16 protein-coding genes and 1 pseudogene are annotated in these 18317 nt (G+C 36.7%); 13 read left to right on the forward strand and 4 right to left on the reverse strand.

Translation table 11 applies throughout. From position 1 onward, the window contains the following. The coding region (locus CM19_RS00005) for a type 1 glutamine amidotransferase (protein ID WP_048098414.1) at positions 1-509 on the reverse strand (509 nt) is incomplete at its 3' end. Between the two features lie 450 nt (positions 510-959). Next, positions 960-2423 carry a cytosine permease gene (locus CM19_RS00010; RefSeq protein WP_048098415.1) on the reverse strand — a complete coding sequence of 488 codons (1464 nt, stop codon included), beginning with the start codon at positions 2421-2423 and terminating at the stop codon, positions 960-962. Between the two features lie 392 nt (positions 2424-2815). On the opposite strand from CM19_RS00010, the gene CM19_RS00015 reads away from it, so the two are divergent. The 7 genes from CM19_RS00015 to CM19_RS00045 all read left to right on the forward strand — a co-directional run bounded on the left by CM19_RS00015 (position 2816) and on the right by CM19_RS00045 (position 11438). Next, entirely contained in the window at positions 2816-3682 is an 867-nt protein-coding gene (locus CM19_RS00015) for a polysaccharide deacetylase family protein (RefSeq protein ID WP_048098416.1), read from the forward strand. Continuing rightward, positions 3679-4362, forward strand: coding sequence for an aspartate racemase/maleate isomerase family protein (locus CM19_RS00020; RefSeq protein WP_052349366.1), 684 nt, complete (start codon positions 3679-3681; stop codon positions 4360-4362). Before CM19_RS00015 ends, CM19_RS00020 begins: the two co-directional genes overlap by 4 nt. Before the next feature lie 70 nt (positions 4363-4432). Beyond that, positions 4433-6016, forward strand: coding sequence for an APC family permease (locus CM19_RS00025; protein WP_048098418.1), 1584 nt, complete (start codon positions 4433-4435; stop codon positions 6014-6016). A 7-nt stretch (positions 6017-6023) separates the two neighbouring features. Beyond that, positions 6024-7322: an amidohydrolase family protein gene (locus CM19_RS00030; protein ID WP_048098419.1), complete on the forward strand. Its 1299-nt coding sequence runs from the start codon at positions 6024-6026 to the stop codon at positions 7320-7322. A gap of 177 nt (positions 7323-7499) precedes the next feature. Beyond that, complete coding sequence (locus CM19_RS00035) at positions 7500-9008, forward strand: APC family permease (protein WP_048098420.1); 1509 nt, start codon at positions 7500-7502, stop codon at positions 9006-9008. 232 nt (positions 9009-9240) lie between these two features. Continuing rightward, a complete protein-coding gene (locus CM19_RS00040; protein WP_048098421.1) occupies positions 9241-10152 on the forward strand; it encodes a metallophosphoesterase family protein in 912 nt (303 codons plus the stop codon). Positions 10153-10301: 149 nt separating this feature from the next. Further along, positions 10302-11438 carry an FAD-binding oxidoreductase gene (locus tag CM19_RS00045; RefSeq protein WP_048098422.1) on the forward strand — a complete coding sequence of 379 codons (1137 nt, stop codon included), beginning with the start codon at positions 10302-10304 and terminating at the stop codon, positions 11436-11438. A gap of 22 nt (positions 11439-11460) precedes the next feature. Here CM19_RS00045 and CM19_RS00050 read toward each other — a convergent pair whose 3' ends face one another. Continuing rightward, positions 11461-12402, reverse strand: coding sequence for an aromatic ring-hydroxylating oxygenase subunit alpha (locus CM19_RS00050; RefSeq protein ID WP_048098423.1), 942 nt, complete (start codon positions 12400-12402; stop codon positions 11461-11463). Between the two features lie 30 nt (positions 12403-12432). Next, the gene (locus CM19_RS00055; RefSeq protein WP_048098424.1) at positions 12433-13746 is read right to left on the reverse strand and encodes an aminotransferase family protein; all 1314 of its coding nucleotides are present in this window, start codon (positions 13744-13746) and stop codon (positions 12433-12435) included. Between the two features lie 301 nt (positions 13747-14047). Between CM19_RS00055 and CM19_RS00060 the strand changes: the two genes are divergently transcribed. The 6 genes and pseudogenes from CM19_RS00060 to CM19_RS00085 form a co-directional block, all read left to right on the forward strand. Beyond that, a complete protein-coding gene (locus CM19_RS00060) occupies positions 14048-14713 on the forward strand; it encodes an urease subunit gamma (RefSeq protein WP_048098425.1) in 666 nt (221 codons plus the stop codon). Then, positions 14710-16374 (forward strand): urease subunit alpha, encoded by a 1665-nt coding sequence (gene ureC / locus CM19_RS00065; RefSeq protein ID WP_048098426.1) that lies wholly within the window; start codon positions 14710-14712, stop codon positions 16372-16374. Before CM19_RS00060 ends, ureC begins: the two co-directional genes overlap by 4 nt. Before the next feature lie 8 nt (positions 16375-16382). Next, positions 16383-16814, forward strand: coding sequence for an urease accessory protein UreE (locus CM19_RS00070; protein WP_048098427.1), 432 nt, complete (start codon positions 16383-16385; stop codon positions 16812-16814). After that, a complete protein-coding gene (locus CM19_RS00075; RefSeq protein WP_048098428.1) occupies positions 16801-17397 on the forward strand; it encodes an urease accessory protein UreF in 597 nt (198 codons plus the stop codon). The genes CM19_RS00070 and CM19_RS00075 overlap by 14 nt, the downstream gene beginning before the upstream one ends. After that, complete coding sequence (ureG, locus tag CM19_RS00080) at positions 17394-18026, forward strand: urease accessory protein UreG (RefSeq protein WP_048098429.1); 633 nt, start codon at positions 17394-17396, stop codon at positions 18024-18026. The genes CM19_RS00075 and ureG overlap by 4 nt, the downstream gene beginning before the upstream one ends. Further along, positions 18016-18317: pseudogene (locus CM19_RS00085) on the forward strand (hypothetical protein); the annotation flags it as partial. The gene ureG and the pseudogene CM19_RS00085, both read left to right, overlap by 11 nt.

An 18317-nucleotide genomic window follows, 5' to 3' on the forward strand; every position in this document is an offset into this window, starting at 1 on the left:
TTATCCACAATTTCTGGAGTAACCTCGACGTGAAATTGTATTCCTAAGACACTCCCTTTTTTAAAGGCCTGAAAGTACTTCTCACTATAAGCTAAAAGTTCACTTCCTGGAGGGAGAGAAAAAGTATCGCTATGCATTTGGAAGACCTTAATCTCATCTCCTAAAAAGGAAAATTTTCCTATCGTTCTTACCTTTTGTACACCAATTTCCGATCCATATGGACCTCTTATCACTTTACCTCCTAATGCCTCTGAAGCTATCTGTGAACCTAAGCATATACCGAGGACTCTCTTTCCTTTAGTATATGCCTTTCTTACAAGATCCATTTCTTTCCTTATATACGGATAATTTTCTGATTCATATACGCTTTGTGGCCCTCCCATTATTATTAACGAGTCAAACTCTTCATTACCCTTTATATCCTGTCCTTGTATAGAAATGCCATCAATGTATTCTGAAATTGTACCAAGGGTTTCTACTGGATGATTATAAATGGAAAGAACTTTCATTAAGTTTAATTAGAATTTCTGGAATATAAGCGTATCGTTAGAGATGTATAAATTGCCCATACCTTTCGATAGATCTTCCTGCGTTATCCTCCAACAGATCTCCCTATCACTACAAGGAATTCTATCTCGGAGACTATTTTAAGCCTAATATAGGAGTTACGAATTTTGTAGTCTATATATTAATATCACTGTCTCGGTGGTATTATAGCGTTTCATTAAGTCAGTTATACTCGATCTCTTAACGATACAAAGAAGATGCTAGAAAGCGAATTTATATACTTTGAGGGGGTAATTATTTTTACGATGAGGTCTCTCTATCCATTAACACTCATTAAGATAAAAAGATTAAGAAAAATAATTTCTAAATTATCTGTAAATTTTAATATATATAAAAATAGATAAAATATTTCTATAGAAATATTAAAAAGATTAGTATTATAAAAGATATATTTATTTTCCTAGTTTGTTTAATGTAACATATAGAATTAGACTTATAAACACCGCCAAGTACCATCCGTAATCGTATAGGAAGGAAACAGAGGGGATTATATAGCCTATTACCGGAATCAGGAAACCTATTGCCATAGAGATTAGAGCTTTAGTACCATAGCCATAACTATACCAGTACTTTCCATTAGGCATGAAGAGATCCACTAAGCTAATTTTTGTCTTGTGGAGAATCCAGTAGTGAGCGATCATAACACCTGCTATAGAACCTAAACCAGAACCAATTATTCCTAGAATATTCTCTATCGTTCCAGCATTGTTATACCAAGTCCAAGGCACATAAGCAAAACTTACAACTGCTGCTACTATTGATGCTTTTCCCAAAGTTCCTAATTTTTTAGGTGCTAAACTGATTAAATCGTAAACCGGAGAGACTATATTGGCTGCAACATTAACTGAGACAGTAGCTACTACTAAACTCACTCCAATTAAGAGGGCTAAGTATGGATTATTAGTAAATAGATACATTATATTAACTGGATTTACGTAATTTATGGCTTGAGATATAGGAACATGATAGAGGTATATCATTGTTGAAACTATTCCTACAGCTATAAAGGAGAAGAGAGTGACAACAACTGGAAGACCTATTGTTTGACCTATTAATTGATCCCTTTGTGTTTTTGAAAACCTAGTGAAGTCAGGAATGTTAAGAACCAATGTAGCCCAAACACCAGCCATAGAAGATATAGCTAACATTATGTTGGAAGCTGTTGGATCTACACTTCCCTTTACTGAGAATAGAGGTCCAATACCGTGGGCTAGGGACATTCCGTAAACCATTAGACCACCCAGAGTCGCAACTATTAAAGGTCCTGCAATTAACTCGAAGTTCTTTACCTCATTCATTCCCTTAAAGAGTACTGCCACATTTAATATCCAAAAGATTAACATAGATATTGCGATGTTTTCAGGCATTCCAGCAACGTTTGCAGATAGAGAAGTCCATGCAGGATCAAATATTCCAACTACGGCATTTATTATCGTACCCCCAACGTAAGTTTGAAGGGCAAACCAGAATAACGCAACTATAGCTCTCATTATCACTGGAACTCTTGCGCCCCTTATTCCAAACATTGGCCTAACAGAAGATGGATATGGGATTCCCCACTTAGCGCCAATATGTCCATTAAGGTAAAGTGCAATCAGAAGTGAGCCATAAGCGAAAGCGACAATAAAGAGAGCTAAGGGACCGCCAAATTCGAAAGTTAAAAGTCCAGCTAGTTCAAAGGCAACTACGTTGTGTGACATACCAGCCCATATCGTAGTAAAGTTTACCCAATTCCAAGTCTTTACTGCTTTAGGCAATGGAGCTATGTTAGGATTATAATACTTATCTGGAACATTTACATTACCCTGTTCATATTCAGTCACATCTAATTTTACGGATGTTTCTTCCTGTGCCATTTTGTGTCTTACTACACTAAACGATATATAAGCTATAGTTAAAATTAATATGAAAGTTGTACAAAGCCTATTTTCTTAAAATCATGAATAAAGACAAAAATTACCTTATATTGTGAAGGCTATAATCAGAATACAATATAAATTCAACGGTTTAAGAGTTGTGTTCTCTACAAGTTTCGTTATTTTAGTCAATGCGTTAATTCGAATCTTTCGACTATCTCCTTACGTCATACTGGTTTTTTTCCTTCTAGTGAAATAAAAATTTTTTAATTCCTGACAATTACTTGAATGCATTAATCTAAAATTTTTAGAAAATTATACCTGACAATACTCCAAGTTTTTATTCCAGTAGGGATTAACGTCATTAATCCTTCCAACGTTTTTACTTTTCTATGATATACGTATCCGTAACAGTGGATGTAGATGCGATAGCTGGGTGGCTAGGAAGTTATGGAGGACAGGACTCCCTTTGCGATCTATCAAGGGGAGAATTCGCAGGGAAAGTAGGAGTTCCAAGACTTTTAAATCTAATGGAAAAACTGGGTATAAAGAGCACGTGGTTTGTTCCAGGACATAGTTTAGAGACATTTAAGGAAGAGATTACCTCAGTAGTAGAGGCTAAACATGAACTGGGAACACATGGATATTCACACGAGAATCCACTTATGTTAACCAAGGAAAAAGAGGAAAAGATTCTCAAGAAATGCGTAGGTCTAATTGAAGATCTTACTGGGGAGAAACCTAAAGGAAATAGACAGCCGTGGTGGGATATGGCTCCTTGGACCATAGATAACTTAGAGAAATTAGACTTTACTTACGATAGTAGCCTCATGGGAAGAGAGTTTCATCCATACTTTCTGAGAAAAGGAGATAGATGGTTTAAAATAGACTACGCAACGGATCCAGAGGAGTGGATGAAGCCCTATGAATTTGGTGAGAAGACTAAAATAATAGAGTTTCCGATATCTTGGTACCTAGACGATTTACCTCCTCAGATGTTCATGAAACATCCTTACTACAACTATGGATGGACACATCCAGACGTAGTTTATGATGTTATGTTTAAGGAACACTTTGATTATCTATATAGTGAAGAAGGTAATGGAATCCTTGTCCTCACAATTCATCCAGACGTAAGTGGTAGAGTCCAAAGTATAAATAGGCTAAAAAAATTACTAGAATACATTAAGACAAGAGGTTCAAATTTCGTAACTCTTTCAGAGGCATCATCGCTATTCATGGAGGGAAAAATAAAGTGAAGAGAATAGGTTTAATTGTAGTAGATAATAATGGGGGAAGCGAGTATGATTTCTGGAAACTCTCACCAAAGGGAGTTGGAATATATACAACAAGAATGAAAATGAGACCAAGCGTATCTCCAGGTCTACATGAACCTGCTGACATGAAACTTTTCAGAATGGAGCTAAAGGAAGAGATCAATAAATTATCCGATTTAGTTGACGTTATAGTTTATCAGAGAACTTACGGAACGCATAAGAACTATAACGTTATAAAAGAAATCCTAGAAGAGACGGGAAAACCTTACGTAATTGCAGAACATGCGGCTTTGGAATACTTTAAGGAAATGGGAGTTAGAAGAGTTTGGCTCTTTACTCCATATGGTATTGAAAGAACGGAAGAAGAAGCTAAGTTCTTAGAGGAAAATGGTTTAGAAGTACCAGGCTATACTTATCTGGGGTTAAGCAATGGTCTTGAGTACTCTAACGTTGAATACAAGAGGATATTCATAGCATTGATAAGAAATCCTATTGAGGCAGATGCACTATACCTACACTGTACTAACTTAACTACATATAAGGCTATAGTAGGATTAAGGGAGACTTTAGGAATTCCAGTTTTCTCTGAGAACTCAACAAGCCTCTTATTAGCGCTGAAAAAAATGGGAGTGAAGCCTACAGTAAGAGCACTTCTTCCCTAGTAAATTGAATCTTTTTTAGTGATAGCGCAGAAAATGCTTAAATAATGATTAAGGGCAATAATCATTTTTTATGAGTAAGAAAGGTTTGTTCATAAGGGAATCTTCTGGACTAATTAGAGAAATGGGAGCCAAACATTCTTTCGGAAAAGTTTTAGCATTGATAGTACCTATCTCAGCTTACTATACACTAATATATTCTCCAGCGCTTCCTTCAGCAAACTGGAACATTGGAATTGTAATAGCAGCTATCCTAGCTCTTCCTATATTTTTTACATACCTCAAATTAGCTGAATATATACCTAGATCCTCTGGAGAATATGTATACATATCCAGAATACTAGGCCCTATCCCAGCTACTGTTCAAGGTATAGCTAATATCTTCTCAACGCCCTTACTTGCAGCCCTTCTTTCACAAATCGAAATATCTGCTGGATTGGCTCCTGCAATACAACTAATTGGAATGGTGACGCACAACTATGGCCTACTTAATTTAGGAACACAAATGCTTACTAACCCAACCTTTTTCTTTATGTCCACAGCTATAGTCCTATTTCTAATGTGGATCGTTAGCATTCTTCCTCCTAGGCATATGGCTAACTTTATGTTTGTAATCGCAAGTCTACAAGTAATAGGAGGTATACTTATTGTAGGGATATTATCACAAGGTATGAAAACTTTTGAATACGCATTTAATTCGATCTCAAAAACTAGCTTTCAAACGCTTTACTCTCATGGTCTAAGTTATTATTCTCCACTTGCAAATCCGCTTGAAACATTAATTTGGGCAATTTTAATGATGATGTGGCTTTTCATATGGTTCTTTGCTCCTTCTTATTTTGCTGGGGAGTATAAGAAAGCGTCTAATTCTTTAAAGTTAGGAATGGTATCGGGCTATGCGGTTGCGGCAATAATAATTTTCGGACTAGTTTTTACCACCGAATACTCTATGGGCATACCTTTCTTTAATTATGTATCTTTAAATGGATGGGGAAGTTCAATACCTCTATCAGCAAGTTCAGGTTATATTGCTTGGGCAGGAATAATTGCATTAAGCAGTCCCACCTTAGCTATAATCATGGCAATCCTAAACTTAGGTTTACAATTCGTTGCTATGCCATTGAGCTTAGCAATTCCAAGCAGAGTGATGTTAGCTATGTCTTTTGATAGAATTTTGCCAGAAAAATTGGCTTATGTAAGCCCGAGATTACACACTCCTTTATTGGCATCATCTATTGTCCTTGCTATGAGCATGTTTTATGAATATGCTACTCAATTCCTTGGATTCGAAGTATCGGTAATTGTATTAATAGGAATTCTATTTCTTTACCAATTCTTACTTGCAACAATCTCCGCTTTAGTTGGAGGTATTAGAGGGATTACAGGAGTTGACCTTAAGAAAGAAGAAAGAAGAAAACTGATCTTTTATGGGGGTTTAGGTTCAGCGATCCTTATTATGGCAACTTTCTTCGCTTTATGGTACGCAACTATAAATAGTTTGTACGCTTCAATGGTAATTGGAATTCCTATGATAAATTATCTTGTAATCGGTTTAATACCTGTAGCTGGAGTAATAACATTCTTAACTAGTAAATTTACAAGAAAAAGAGAAGGAATAGATCTCGAGTTATTATTCAAAGAAATACCACCTGAGTGAGAAAGAAATGCTTTTCAAAAACGTTAAACTTGGAACACCAAAGGGAATTGAAGAAGTTGATATTTTAGTTGAAGAAGGAAAAGTAGTAAAAATATCCAAGGAAATTTCAACTATAGGCAAATCAACTTTAGATTCTTCAGAGTTCCTGGTAATTCCAGGAGCAATAGATGGGCATACTCATTTTAATTCGAGATTTTTAGGAGCAAAAGAAGTAATTCCTACTGCAGATGATTATTTGTCTGGAAGCGAAGTCGCTCTATCAGGCGGAATAACTACTTACTTAAACTTCATTGAGGGAGACTCTACCCAAATGAAAGAAGAGGTTGAATTAGCCTCATCTACTTCTAAGGCAGATTTCGGATTTCACTTGATAGTAAGGGGATCTACGAAGAAAGAAGATATAGAAAAGGCATTTTCTATGAATATTAGAAGCTTTAAGATATTTATGGCTTATAAGAATATGATGTCATCTGATAGCGAGATTATATCCATTGCGGAGGAAGTTAAAAGGCTAGGTGGAGTACTTGCTGTTCATGCAGAAAATGGGGATATAATTGAATACCTAAAGCAAAGATTCAACGGAAAAGATGCGTTGTTTCATGCGATGAGCAGACCTCCAGAAGTTGAAGAGGAGGCGGTAAATAGATTTTCAGTTATTTCCTATTTTACAAATGTAAAATCATATGTTGTTCACATATCTTCACCAAATTCTTTGAAGATAATAGATGAATGGTCAAGAAAAGGTGGTAAAATTAAAGCGGAGACATGTCCTCATTACCTTGTTTTCGATGAGTCAATGTATAAAAGGAATGACGGTTTCAGATTCATAATGAGCCCACCACTAAGGAGCAAGGAAGCTAGACTAGAACTGATTAGATCGTTGAACAAGGTTTATAGTGTAGGTAGCGATTATGCAGGTTACTTATCGAAGTATAAGGATAGCCCTTCAAGTTACTCTGAAGTACCAAATGGAGTTGCATCAACTGAATTTTTAGTTCCTACAATTTACTCGTTGGCCTTTAGAGGTTTCATTGACCTTTCCCAAGCAGTTAAGATAACGTCAACTAATCCAGCTGAATTGTATGGTCTAGAGAGAAAAGGATTAGAGGAAGGAAAAGACGCTGATCTTGTCTTTCTAAAAAGGGAGAAATACAAGGTTAAACAATGGCACGGTAGGATGGATCACTCCATTTACGAGGGAGTAGAATTCGATGTGAAAGTTTACAGGACTTACCTTAGAGGAGAACTAGTTTATGAAGAGGGGGAAATAAAAGGAAGTAAAGGAACTCAAAGTCCTAGAATTTAGTTTTAATCTTCTCTCTCTTTCATTTAAGCTAGTGATTACTGAATATTGCGGTTAATACTTCCCTGATATTTTAGACATTTTTAATAATACCACCTAAATGAGAAGTATTTGTCCTAGAAACTTTTTAATCTATTTCATAAAAAATCTTAATAACAGATCATTTAGATTGCTCTTGAAATGAGTAGAAATCTATTTGTAAGGGAAAGTTCAGGTCTCTCCAAGGAAGTGGGTATTTTAGACTCTATAATGCTGAACTTAGGAAATATGTCAGCTGGCGTAGCTCTGTTCAACAGTATTTCTCCATACATTTCACAAGGAGGAATTGTTTGGTTAGCCGCGATATTAGGTTTAGTATTTACTCTCCCTCAAGCTTATATTTACATGTACCTAACAGGAAGGATACACAGAACTGGAGGAGATTACGTTTGGATATCTAGGCTTCTCAATGGGCCTTTAGGGATAGTAATGGCATTCGCTTTAATGATAGAGTCCACTGCATTTTTTGCTTTAACAGCCTTCTTCTTCTCATCAGCAGTTAGTGAAGTTTTAACTACAATAGGGACGATGGATGGGATATCTTCGCTAGTTAGCTTATCAAACACTATTTCTAGTTCAATTTATTCCTACCTCTTAGGCGGATTACTCTTTGCGTTCATAATAGCTTTCAACATATTTAAAGCAAAATGGGGATATATGTTAGTAACGATAGGGACTATAGTGTCTTTGATAACTACCTTCGTTGCTATGATAGTTATAGGCATAAATATACCACACTTCTCTACCTCGATATCTCCCTTCCTTCATTACATGAAAATAGCTCCTCCACCTGGATTTGCCTCAAGCATTACACCTTTTAGTTTTATATCGACTTTACTTATTCTCCCACTTTTAGCGATATTCACTTATCCGTGGATGCAAGCAACTCCTGCAGTAGCCTCTGAAGTTAAGAAAGTAAATTACGTAAAAATGGGAGTATTAGTTCCACTCCTGCTCACTGGTTTCTTGGTCATTACAGGGTTCGGTCTACTTTACGCAGCTGGAGGTTACGCATTCACTAATTACGAGTTTATAAACAACGGATTTACTTATACTTTCTGGACAGTGGCTATAGCCCTTACCAGCAATCCACTACTTCAATGGATCATTGGTTTGGGTCTTATGGCGTGGGAATTCGCTATATTGGCTTATGGAGTTATAGTCTTCTCAAGATATATTTTCGCAATGAGTTTTGATAGAGTGTTCCCAGAGATATTTACTAGGTTAAGTAAAGGAGGTTCTCCAGTCTATACACACCTATTTGACTTAGGCTTGACCTTAGCCTTTTTAATCCTTCCAGTGGTTTCATATAATGGAGCAACAGCGCTTTATGGAGCAATAGTAATTGGAATGATATACTTCATGACGGTAAGCGTTGCTGGGGGAATATATGGCTTTAAGAATAAGTCTGTCCCGCTTTTAGCAGCGTCAGTCTTTGAAGTTGTGTACTTCATTTTCCTTACTTATGAGGCTGTTACAAATCCAGTATTTAGTTTCTCTGAGCCCAATGGCGCGCCAAACCCAATAACTCTAGGATTTGTAGTCGGTTCATTTGTTATTGGAGCTTTAATATATTATGTAGCAAAATTGATAAATTCCAGAAAAGGAGTAGATATAAGCAATATTTTCAAGGAGATTCCGCCAGACTAAGCTTTTTTTTTAGAATTTACTATTTCTGGATTAGATCTTTCCCTTAAAATAGCTATGGCTAATTGTTTTCCTTAGACTACAAATTTCATGAATTCACTAAAAAATCTCTCATTTCTGTCTCTATTCTTTAGATCGTTTTTATGGACAACATATAAAATAAGGACATGTGATAAAAACTTTTAAATAATAATTACAAATAGCTTTTATTCTAAAGAGTAAAAAATTCTTCGGAATGGTTAAGGATATAAAAATAATGTTTGTTACAGACCTTCATGGTTCCGAAAGGACATATAGAAAAGCACTAAACGCGTCCAAATTATATGGAGTGGACTACCTTATAATAGGGGGAGATATAACAGCAAAAAAATTCCTTTTTGTTGAAAGGGAGAATGGAAAATACCTTTTAGATGGAAAAGAAACAAAATTAGAGGAAGTTTCAGAAGAAGCAAGCATAATAGGAGCATATATGGTTACAGGGGATCGTAACGAACTTGAAGTCTTTAAGTCTGAAGAAGCGTTTCAGAAAATATATAGAGAGAAAGTAGAGACACAGTTAACTAAGTGGATTAACTTAATGGATGAAAAACTTAAGGACAGTAAGATAAGAGTGTTTTGGAGCATAGGTAATGATGATCCACAATTTGTAGACGAAATACTCAAAAGTAAGGGAATAGAAACTGAGGGTATACTCGAAATGGACGGAACGTCTAACTCCTTATACCTTCTCAGTTATGGATACGTTAACCCTACACCTTTCAACAGCTATAGGGAAGTTCCTGATTCTGACATATATATTAAGGGTAGAGATATGTTATCTCAAGTTGATCCATCTAGAGTAATACTTAACTTTCATGCCCCTCCTTACGGTACAAAGCTTGACTTAGCAATTATTGATGGTGAGAGAAGACACGTTGGTTCCAAATCAGTATATGATTTAGAGGACAGGTTTTCTCCACTTCTCGGATTACATGGCCATATTCACGAATCCCCAGCAACCGATAAGGTTGGGAAAACTATAGTGGTTAATCCAGGCAGTCAAGCATATGAAGGAATATTGAGATTTGGGCTAATAGTAATATCAAGGGAAATAAAGGGCATAGTGATGAAATATAAAGTAAAGGCAAGTACAATTTTGACTGGATAGTTCTTCCCTCCATTAAAAAGTAGTTAAATTGTTTACTCTACTTTTAGAAGATCATATAAAAATATATTAGAATTAAAAGGGATATTTCAGATATCTTTTAAGCCTAATTTGAATAATCTTTAAGTATTATTTATGGTAAATAAAAGAGCGTGGAAATCCTTTCTGAATTAGTAAAGAGGTTTAGAACAGGTATAGATTATAATACGAGAGAAAAATACTCGTATGACTGGGGCGCTCTCTCTCCTCAAATCTTAAAACACAGGAAGTTACCTGACGCAGTTGTATGGTTAGATAATAAGGAAGAGGTAAAGGAGTTCATTGAATTGCAGTCAGACTATCATTTTAGAATAGTTGAAAGAGGAAGAGGAACAAATACTTTAGGTGGAGCAATGCCAGTAAAAGACGAGTCAATAGTTGTATTACCCACAATGAGTGACTTTAAGATAGAAGGAGGGGTTCTCTCGGCTAGTCCAGGGACAGAATTTTCCCAGTTAGATCTATCTTTGATCCCTGTATATCCCACAAGCTACGCTACTGCTACTATAGGGGGTTATGTAGGAGGGGGTTCTCTCGGGATAGGTTCACTCAAGTATGGTGCTATGTGGGACAATATTACCAAAGTTGAGGTAATTACGCCAAAAGGAGATTTTCTCCTAGAAGGGGAAGATGTTAAGAAGGTTGCGCAGTCAGCTGGAACAGTAGGTATAATAACAAGAATTTGGATGAAACTAGTAAAGAAAGAGGAAGTGAAGATCAAAGAGTTTAAAGTCTCTACTCTTAAGGAGGCCATTGACGTAGCGTTAAATAACGTTGATGAGGCAGAAATGATTACTATAAGGAATAACAAGATGGCGAGCGAGATTTCTTCCCTTAAGGGAGAAGATACGAACTGGGGGAAGTGGAACGTTTTTATTGGGAGCAGGGATGAAGGTAAAGAGATATCCTCAAAGGATATAGTTACAACGTTTGCAGGCTCTTATTTTACCTTAGTGAACAGGGAGAAGACCTCATATATGTCCATAGATCTTGACGTATACTCGCTTGAGTCACTAGAGGGATCCGACTACATGGTGGAGTGTGATTTTGCAAGATCTTCAGGAAGGCTTTTTTCTCATACCTATATTTTAGGTTACACAGAGGAACCCAAAATTGATGGAAAGACGTTCAACTTACACTCATTTAGGATAAACGACAGAGTTGAGGAGGATAGATTGAAAAAGATTGTTGAGTTCAAGAGAACCGTAGATCCAGAGGATTACATGAATCCAGGAAAGTTAGTATTTTAATTTTATAATGACAGTATTTACCTCATTTTACACAACAGTCAATTCCTAACTCTTTTAACCATGTTCTATAATAGATAGACGCTTTGTCTGCTGGACAATGAATTTCCTTCTTTAGATCTAATGGAAGGTATTTTGGTTCTTCATCTTCAAGTACTTTCATATCTTGCTTCATGACTTCATCTTCAAAACCCCTTATCTTTTCTTCTGGAACGTCATATGCGTAATTCATTGCGATAAAAGCTAAGACTAAACTCTCATCTTCGGATATTGGAGTGACAGAGAAGAACATTGAGAAAATTTTACTAGAATCATTTTTAGAAAAGTAGACTAAAAATGGTCTAGGAACCTTATATTTGTAAGTTACCCATTTACCTTGGATCAATCCATCAGGATTAGGTTGCCAAACCTTTATATTGTCAGCTATAACTCCTTCCTTTCCTAGTTGTACATCATAATCAGGAACTTCTGTAAACCTTAGATCTCCTAATAGACCAGAATGAACGTACGGAAAGTGAGAGACGTCTATTAAGTTCTCAACAACCCTTGGAGCGCTGTTCTTAAAGATATAAGGGCCACACGATATTTTCCTAAAGTTGGAGTTAGTATACTCAGGGAAAAAAGACGAGACGTCATAGATAGGGTTTCCAATCTTTATCCAAATAATACCTAAGCTTTCTTTAATCTCGTATCTCCTCAATGAAATTCCAGGAGGTTTAAGTCTAGTTGAAGGAATTATGGAAAGTCTACCGTTGATGTCATATTCCCATCCATGATACGGACAGACAATTCTCGCGTCTTTCATCCTCCCTGAAGAAAGTTTTCCCCCTCTATGAGGACATCTATTGTCAAGTGCAAAAATCTCCCTAGATCTTCCTATGAGAATTTCTTTTCCCAGCACTTCTACTCCGCGAAAATCTCCTTCCTTTAACTGATCTGAAAAAGCTATTGCTAACCACTCATCCATGAATTCTTTAATAACTTAGGTAAAAAAGCATTACTTTAAAAATTCATCATCCGTTAACTTCAATGCCTTATCTAAATTATCAACTCCTTCATCAATTTCCTCTTTCGTAATGATTAGAGGAGGAGAGATAACTAACCATGATGCACCATTAAAAACATATGTACCCATCTCTAAAAGCCTTTTTGCAAGAAGATCTACGGTAGTAGACTTTCCAGTATACTTATCGAGATAATCTCCAAAAGGATTATTCATTTTATCCTTAACTAACTCAATTGCCCAGAAAAGTCCAATACCTCTTACGTCTCCTACGCTCACGTGTCTTTCCTTTAGCTCCAATAATCTTTTACCTAGATAGTCACCCATTAATTTAACCTTAGATAAGAGGTTTAATCTTTCATACTCTTCTACAACCGCTGGTATTGCCGATAACGAAACTGGATGTGCCTCAAATGTATGACCATGCGCGAATACTCGATCTTCAAAGAAGTCAGCTATTTCTTTTGAAAATGCAGTTATCCCTACAGGCACGTAGGAGGAGGAAGCCCCTTTTGCAGTTGTAAGGATATCTGGACTTATTCCCCAATGTTCCACAGCAAACCATTCTCCAGTTCTACCCCATCCAGTCATCACTTCGTCAGCTATTAAAAGAACGTTATTCTCCTTTGTTATTTTTCTAATGAGGGGAAGGTATTCCTTAGGGGGGACTACAACACCGTTTGTACCAGTTATTGGTTCAACTATCATTGAGGCTACATTCTGCTCTTGTTTAATTGCATATTCAACGTAATTTGCACATGCCACACCGCATTCTGGATACTTCAACTTCAAAGGACATCTAAAGCAGTAAGGTTCTGGAACTCTCACTACTCCTTGCATAGCGTTTGGTTCAATAAACCATCGCCTATAATCCCCTGTTATCGACATTGAGGCTAATGTAGATCCATGATAAGATCTATATCTTGAAATGACCTTATAAGAAGGAGACTTATAAAGCCTTGATATCTTTATAGCTGCCTCATTTGCCTCAGTACCTGAAGTAGAATAGAAAAATTTGGTTAAGTTTTTAGGCATTATCTTAAGTAAAGAGGAAGTAGCCCTTTCCCTTGCAGTAGTCAAAAATGAAGGGGATATATACTGAAGAGTGTCAAGTTGTTCCTTTATTGCATCTATTACCGCCTTATTTTGATATCCTAGATTTACGTTTACTAACTGGGAACTAAAATCCAAATATTTCTTCCCATTGGAATCGTAAAAATAGGAGCCGGATGCCTTAACGATGTTTACTGGCTCCCAACCTTTCTGCTTTCTCCAAGTTACAAATATATGATCCTTAGGAGAGTCCATAAGCTATATTTAGAAAATGTAAAAATAAATATACCCTATTTTTGATTAGTATAGATGCTAAATTAACAGTGAATAAATTGAACGAAAAATAAGAACTATGAGGAAAACTCTCGTAGTATTAGTACAAAATTTAAATAGTTTCTCTATCTCATGTGAATCTATTGTGTTATGAAAAATTTTTAATTTAATCCCGTCTTATTTTATATCTTTTAAATAAAAGGGATTTTGAAAAGAATATTTTATAAAAACTTTTCACTATCTTTTCTCAAACTTTATTATCAGTGATAATGTAAATTCTATTATGTATCTTTCTCCAAGGGAGCAGGAAAAACTCCTAATCTCATGGGCAGCTGAATTAGCTAAAAGACGTAAATCAAAAGGGTTAAAGCTGAATTTCGAAGAGGCATATGCAATTCTCATTGACTACATTCTTGAATCAGCTAGAGAAGGAAAAACCATGAAGGAGATCATAACTGGAGCCCAAACAGTCTTAAGTGAAGAAGACGTCATGGATGGAGTTCCAGACTTGATTGATATAGTTCAGGTTGAGGCTACGTTTCCTGATGGAACAAAACTAGTTACCATAAGGAAGCCAATTAAGTCTAGTAAAACGTTAGACACTTTCGTTGTTAAAGACGAAGAAGTTGATTTAGGGGGAGATGATAAGGGAGAAGAGGAAATTGAAGTTGACAACATAGGAGATAGACCAGTTCAGGTTGGATCCCATTTCCACTTCTTCGAGGTAAATAGAACACTAAGGTTTAACAGGGAAAAAGCGTTTGGAAAAAGGCTAGATATACCAGCTGGGACATCGATAAGGTTTGAACCAGGAGAAAAAAAAGTTGTAAAGCTGAGGAACATAGGAGGAAATAGAAGGGTTACAGGTCTTAATGGCTTAACTGAAGGTTCCCTAAATCACAATAAGGAACAAGCTATAAGAAGAGCAAAGGAGAGAGATTTCTCTTGAAGATAAGTAGAAAAAGATACCTCGAACTTTACGGACCAACGGTAGGTGATCGGATTAGATTAGGTGACACTAGTTTATACATTACAGTAGAAAAGGATTTAATACTTCACGGTGATGAACTAGTCTTTGGAGCGGGAAAAACGGCAAGAGATGGGTTAGGACTTTCCCCATCAGCTGAAGGAGAGGAATCAATGGATACTATAATAACGAACGTAGTGATTTTTGATCCCTTACTTGGCGTGGTTAAGGCTGACATAGGAATTAAAGATGGAATAGTGGTAGGAATAGGACATGGTGGTAACCCTTTTACAATGGATGGGATTGACTTTGTTCTAGGTTCAGGGACTGAGATAATATCCGGTGAAGGATTAATAGCAACTCCAGGTTTCATAGATAGCCATGTTCACTGGGTGGCGCCACAGCAAGTATTTGATGCGATCTCCGCAGGCTTCACTACACTAATTGGTGGAGGAACTGGTCCTGCAGAGGGCACTAAGGCAACGACTGTTACACCAGGCCCTTGGAACTTAAGGGTTGTTATGGAAGCTCTTGATAACTTTCCAATAAACTTTGCTCTAACCTCTAAGGGATCATCTTCAAGAGAACCTATGGAAAATGATCTTATTGCTGGTGCTTCAGGCTTCAAAGTTCATGAGGATTGGGGTGCTATGCCAAGGGTGTTGGATGAAACCTTATCAGTTGCTGATGAACATGACGTTCAAGTAACCCTCCACACAGATACCTCAAACGAAAGTGGATACCTAGAGGATACGTTAAATGCGATCGGAGGAAGAACCATTCACGCTTATCACGTTGAAGGAGCAGGAGGTGGTCATGCTCCAGATATTATAAGAATATCGGGAGAACCCAACGTACTTCCCTCCTCTACTAATCCAACTAAACCTTACACTATACACACATACGATGAACACCTGGAGATGCTCATGGCAGTCCATCACTTAAACCCAAAAGTTAAGGAAGATGTTGCTTACGCTGAGTCAAGGATAAGAGAGGAAACAATGGCAGCCGAGGATTACCTACATGACATAGGTGGAATTAGCATGATGTCTTCTGACTCTCAAGCTATGGGAAGAGTTGGAGAGACAGGGATTAGAACATTTCAGCTTGCACATAAAATGAAGGGTATTAATGGAGGGGATGGAAATGAGAGGCCTTTAATGTACTTGGCTAAAATTACAATAAATCCAGCTATAACCCACGGAATATCGAACTATGTTGGGTCAATATCTCCAGGTAAAATAGCTGACATAGTTCTTTGGGATCCTAAATTCTTTCCGGTAAAGCCATATATGGTTATAAAAGGTGGGGCAATTGCTTGGGCACTAATGGGAGATACTAACGCATCAATAGCATACTCTCAGCCTGTACTTTATAAACCAATGTTCGGTTATTACACTAAGGTAACTTCCTTTATGTTTACTTCCCAAGAAGGTGTAGAAAACGCATCAAAAGTGGTAAGGAGAAGAGTTTTACCAGTTTCAGGAACTAGAAAACTAGGGAAGAAGGATATGATAAGAAACAACGCTTTACCAAAGATTGAAGTCAATCCAGACACTTATGAAGTAACAATTAACGGCGTAAAACCACAAGTTCCTCCTTCAAGAGAACTACCTCTAACTAGACTTTACTTCATGTTCTAGGTGATAAAATGAGAGTAACTAAGAAAGATAACGAAGAAGGAAGAAGTGTAGACGGTATAATAGATGTGGGCTGGGAATGTCTGGATTCTGGAAAGTGCAGGGTTAAAGTCATGGAAGAAGTTCTCTTTATAGATGTAAAGGATTTGAGGGATGGGGATATAGTTATTGCTGAGGATGGAAGAAGATTTAGAGTAAGATTAAAGGAAGAGGAAGTCATAAGCCTTCCAATAAGGGATGAGTTATCCTTTACTTTAGGCTATATAATAGGCAACTTTCACTCTAGGGTAATGATAAAGGAAAGAAAAGTTTACGCTATGGCTGTTCCAACTCTTATGGAAAGGTTATCAGAGTTTAATGCTCAAAAGGTTAAAACAAAGTTCATGCCAAACATTGAACTACCAATTCCCTACAGTGTGGTGCTAGACTTTGGTCAGCGTTAGAATATTTCAGTTATTCGATAGCGCTCTTCCAATAGGTTCTTTCAATTTTTCTAATGGCGTAGAAGAGGCTTACTATTCCGGATTAGATGTAAAGGAATTCATTAGATCAACATTTAAAAGCGTAGTCTTGATGGGAGATGTTGCAGCTGCTAGAATTGCTTTCGAAGATCCAAGGAAGGCTGATTCCCTAGTGTTTGCGTCAAAATTAACTGCAGAATTAAGAGATGCAACGAGATCTATGGGTGTTTCACTAGTTAGATTAGGTTTATGCCAAAACGATTACCTAAATGGCGTTTTAGAAGATAAAGAAATAGGAACTTATCCTGTAACAGTAGCTCAGACGTGTAAGTGTATGGATATTGACGTAGACACTTGCCTAAAAGGATTAGCTTATTCTGAACTTGCTCAAATGGTGTTCTCGGCCGTTAGACTAGGATCTATGGATTACATTAATGGACAAAAGCTAATTTATTCATTAATGGAGGAGTTCAAAATAGCAGATGAGTTCTCTCCGTTCTCTCCAGTTCTAGATTACATGTCAAGAAAACATCAGATTAGGGAACCAAAGGTGTTTTCCTCTTGATCAGAGTAGGCGTACTAGGTCCTGTAGGATCAGGCAAAACAACCCTCATTGAGAGAATGACAGAAATGCTAATCTCCTTTGGATTTTCTGTTGGGATAATAACAAACGACGTAATTTCACAACATGATGCCTTGACTATCTACAGAAAATTAGTAGAGGAAAAAAAGATATTACCCAAAGAGAACTTAATAGGTATTGTTACGGGAGGTTGCCCTCATACTGCAATAAGGGAAGATCCCTCACTTAACGTTATGGCATTAAATAAGCTAACTTCTAGAAAAAATTTTGACTTTATCTTTTTAGAAAGCGGAGGGGATAACGTTATGTCAACTTTTAGTCCTAGACTAGCTGATTATACAATTTTCGTGCTAGATACCTCAGCTGGTGATAAATATCCGGGTAAGGGAGGACTTGGAATATTTGAGAGCGATCTGCTAATAATAAATAAAATAGATTTAGCTGAATACGTTGGAGCTAACCTAAAGAAAATGAAGGAGGATGCAATAAAGGTAAGAAATGGAAAGCCATTTACTTTCATAAGCCTAAAAACAGGAGAAGGTCTTGAAGATCTAATAAAAACGTTCTTAGGAGATGTTGGGCTTGATAGGGAAACTGAGAGTGAGAACTAACGGAATAATAGAAAGAGAAGGTCCACTTAATGCTTTTCTATTTGGGGAGACGATCATGATAGCTAATCCATCAGAGGTTTTAGCCCATAATGACTACCTAGAGATTCAAGTTGAATCAGAAGGAAACATTATCGTAGAAGATCAAGCTTTTACTAAGATATCCTCAAAAAGTAACATCAAAATAAAAGTTGAAGGAAGAGGGAAGAGGATAAATTGGTTACTTCATCCATACTTGTTTTACAATGATAGTTCAGCTGAGATCACGAATAAATTCTTCCTCAACGAAGGAAA

The organism is Candidatus Acidianus copahuensis (assembly GCF_000632495.1).
GTDB classification, from domain to species: Archaea; Thermoproteota; Thermoprotei_A; order Sulfolobales; family Sulfolobaceae; genus Acidianus; species Acidianus copahuensis.